The sequence below is a fragment of the Flavobacterium sp. genome, from assembly GCF_044371705.1.
Classification (GTDB): Bacteria; Bacteroidota; Bacteroidia; order Flavobacteriales; family Flavobacteriaceae; genus Flavobacterium.
Genome location: NZ_JBILTE010000264.1, coordinates 1 through 2,702, shown reverse-complemented (window position 1 = coordinate 2,702; position 2,702 = coordinate 1). Strand labels below are relative to the sequence as shown.

Here is a 2,702-nt window from a genome sequence, read left to right as displayed (position 1 = left end):
TACAATTATTGAAAAACTGACTTCCGGCAGAAGCGTTTTCAGAATCACTGAAGACGAACTAAAAGAAGGTGAGTTTGCAAACCTGACTCTTTTTAACCCTTCCAAAGAATGGGTTTTTAAAAGTGAACACATCCAATCGAAATCTAAAAACTCGGCCTTTTTAAATCAAAAAATGAAAGGTGAAGTGTATGGGATATTTGTCAACGGAGTTTTAAATACAAACACATGAACGAATCAGTTGAACAAGGAAAAAACGCAGCAATAGTTGCCTATTTAACCCTTATCGGTGCAGTTATTGCCATTTTTATGAATAGTGAAAACAAAAATGTATTTGCAAGTTTTCATATTCGTCAGGCTTTGGGAATTTTTCTAACATTTTTTGCCTTGGGATACCTCATTGGTTATTTTGATAACTGGATGGTTTCGGGCGGATTTTATTTATTTTTCTTTATTCTTTGGATCTATGGATTTCTAGGAGCTTTGAATGGTGAAACGAAAATTGTACCTTTAGTTGGAGGCTTTTATCAAAAACTCTTTAAAGGTCTGTAATATGGAATTAGAATTTCTTATCAAAACACCCAAAGTAGTTAAAGACAAAAATCCTTTACTTCTATTGCTTCACGGCTATGGAAGCAACGAAGCAGACCTGTTTTCATTTGCTTCCGAACTTCCGGAAGATTACTTTATTATAGCGGCACGTGCTCCTTACGATTTAATGTATGGTAGTTATGCATGGTACGCCATCAATTTTGATGCTGACGAGAATAAGTTTTCCGATTTGAATCAGGCACGTCAATCCAGAGATTTAATTGCCCGTTTTATTGACGAAGTTGTTGCAAAATATCCGATTGATACTACAGATGTAACGTTGGTTGGTTTTAGCCAAGGAACCATTTTGAGTTATGCAGTGGCACTTTCCTACCCTGAAAAAATAAGTAAAGTTGTGGCATTAAGTGGCTATTTAAATACCGAAATTGCCAAAGAAGGTTTTGAGAAAAAAGATGTTTCGCATTTGAAAATATTTGCCTCTCACGGAACCGTAGACCAAGTAATACCTGTAGAATGGGCTCGAAAAGCACCGGAATATTTACAACACCTAGGAATTGACATCCAATTTAAAGAATACCCAATCGGTCACGGAGTTTCTCCTCAAAACTTTTTTGATTTTAAAAATTGGTTAAAAAATAATTAGTGTTAAGGTCTAAAATAAAAAAACTTGTCATGCTGACTTGTTTCAGCATCTCAACGTTAATTTGTGCTTTTAGATTCCGAAACAAGTTCGGAATGACAGGTTTAGATAAAAAGTTCTTTTATTCTTCCTTTTTATCACTACCCGTTATTTTCGGTCCAATTAAGCCATCACCGGCGAAAAGTATCTCTTCATTTTTCATCAAAACATATCCTTCATTCGCAACCAACTGCCAATCTTGATAAACCCAGGGCTGAGATTCTTCCGTTCGTAAAAACATAACCGATTCTTCTTGCGAAGGAAGAAACACTTCGGCTTCAAACGCATCGTCACTTAAGATCAGATAGGCTACTAAAACTGCGTTTTCATTTGTAGGGTTGGATTTCGGATTCAATCGAATTCCAATATCAAACAATCGAACGCAGTCATTCTTTATTTTAGAATGTATGTATCCTGCAGAAGTCAAACATCCTTCCTCATCCGTTTGAGCACCTACAACAATATTGCTGGTTTGTTTGGATTCCAGTACTACTTCTACTTTTGGTTTTGTTCGATCTTTACAAGAGATGAAAACAAAAAATAATCCAAACATAAAAAACGATTTTTTCATAGTGTAAAAATGTGGATGTTAAAAGTACTAAAAATTTATTGTTTAGGATATAAAAATGATTGAATCACTTTAAAAGTAATCGAACCATCTTCTTCAATAAAATATTGAATCAACACATCGCCCCATAAAGTTCCATCATTAAAATCGGCTATCACCCATCGATGGTTCACTACTTTAATTTTGTTAATAATAAACTTTTGATCGCCCAACTTTTCTTGTCCTATGTATGGGTTTCCTTCCAGTGTGCTGTTAAAATCCATTAAGGTCTCACTAACTTTGGTGCTAATCTTAGCATAATCATAGGGATACAAATAGTCTTGAGCATTGCTGTTTGATTCAATGGAAAAGTAATCTGCATCTTGCATTCGCAGTTGCATCGAGCTAATACTATCGGTCATTCTTGTTTGATAAGTCTCAAATCGTTGTTTCTCAAATTTTAGCTGTTTACTGTAAAAAGCATAGGTAAATAGTGCCATTAAAACTGCTATAATAAATAAATAAAGGAAAAGTGATTTCTTCATGGTTTTAAATTGAGATTTCTAAATTGTCATAAGCTAAATAAACGTTGGTTGGTAATTTTTGTTGCACCGCTTCATGAAAACCTAACAAGTGACTGATGTGTGTTAAATACGCTCGCTCGGGCTTTACTAAAGCAATAAAAGCCAACGCTTCTTCTAAATTAAAATGGGTAGTATGTGGTTCTTCACGCAAAGCATTGATTACTAATACTTTTAAATTTTTAAGTTTAGCAACCTCTGCATCAGCAATGGTTTTTACATCGGTTAAGTAGGCAAAATCATCGATGCGATAGCCAAAAACTTGTAATGAACCATGGTGAACATTAATCGGAACTGCCTTTTTATCTCCAATTAAAAAAGGAACATTGTTTGTAACTTCATGAAC

The 2,702-nt window shown here is 34.6% G+C and carries 5 protein-coding genes and 1 pseudogene; 3 read left to right on the top strand and 3 right to left on the bottom strand.

Annotated elements, in window-relative coordinates; all coding sequences use genetic code 11:
- The 3 genes and pseudogenes from ACIQ2S_RS12750 to ACIQ2S_RS12740 all read left to right on the top strand — a co-directional run.
- Nucleotides 1-229: pseudogene (locus ACIQ2S_RS12750) on the top strand (dihydroorotase); the annotation flags it as partial.
- Entirely contained in the window at nucleotides 226-549 is a 324-nt protein-coding gene (locus ACIQ2S_RS12745; RefSeq protein ID WP_396176586.1) for a DUF4870 domain-containing protein, read from the top strand. The pseudogene ACIQ2S_RS12750 and the gene ACIQ2S_RS12745, both read left to right, overlap by 4 nt.
- A 1-nt stretch (nucleotide 550) precedes the next feature.
- Nucleotides 551-1,192 carry an alpha/beta hydrolase gene (locus ACIQ2S_RS12740; RefSeq protein ID WP_396176584.1) on the top strand — a complete coding sequence of 214 codons (642 nt, stop codon included), beginning with the start codon at nucleotides 551-553 and terminating at the stop codon, nucleotides 1,190-1,192.
- 118 nt (nucleotides 1,193-1,310) lie between these two features.
- Here ACIQ2S_RS12740 and ACIQ2S_RS12735 read toward each other — a convergent pair whose 3' ends face one another.
- The 3 genes from ACIQ2S_RS12735 to ACIQ2S_RS12725 all read right to left on the bottom strand — a co-directional run.
- On the bottom strand, nucleotides 1,311-1,799 hold the full coding sequence (locus ACIQ2S_RS12735; RefSeq protein ID WP_396176582.1) for a hypothetical protein: 489 nt from the start codon (nucleotides 1,797-1,799) through the stop codon (nucleotides 1,311-1,313).
- A gap of 35 nt (nucleotides 1,800-1,834) precedes the next feature.
- A complete protein-coding gene (locus tag ACIQ2S_RS12730; protein WP_396176580.1) occupies nucleotides 1,835-2,320 on the bottom strand; it encodes a hypothetical protein in 486 nt (161 codons plus the stop codon).
- Nucleotides 2,321-2,324: 4 nt separating this feature from the next.
- On the bottom strand, nucleotides 2,325-2,702 hold a 378-nt coding region (locus ACIQ2S_RS12725; protein ID WP_396176578.1), incomplete at its 5' end, for an MBL fold metallo-hydrolase.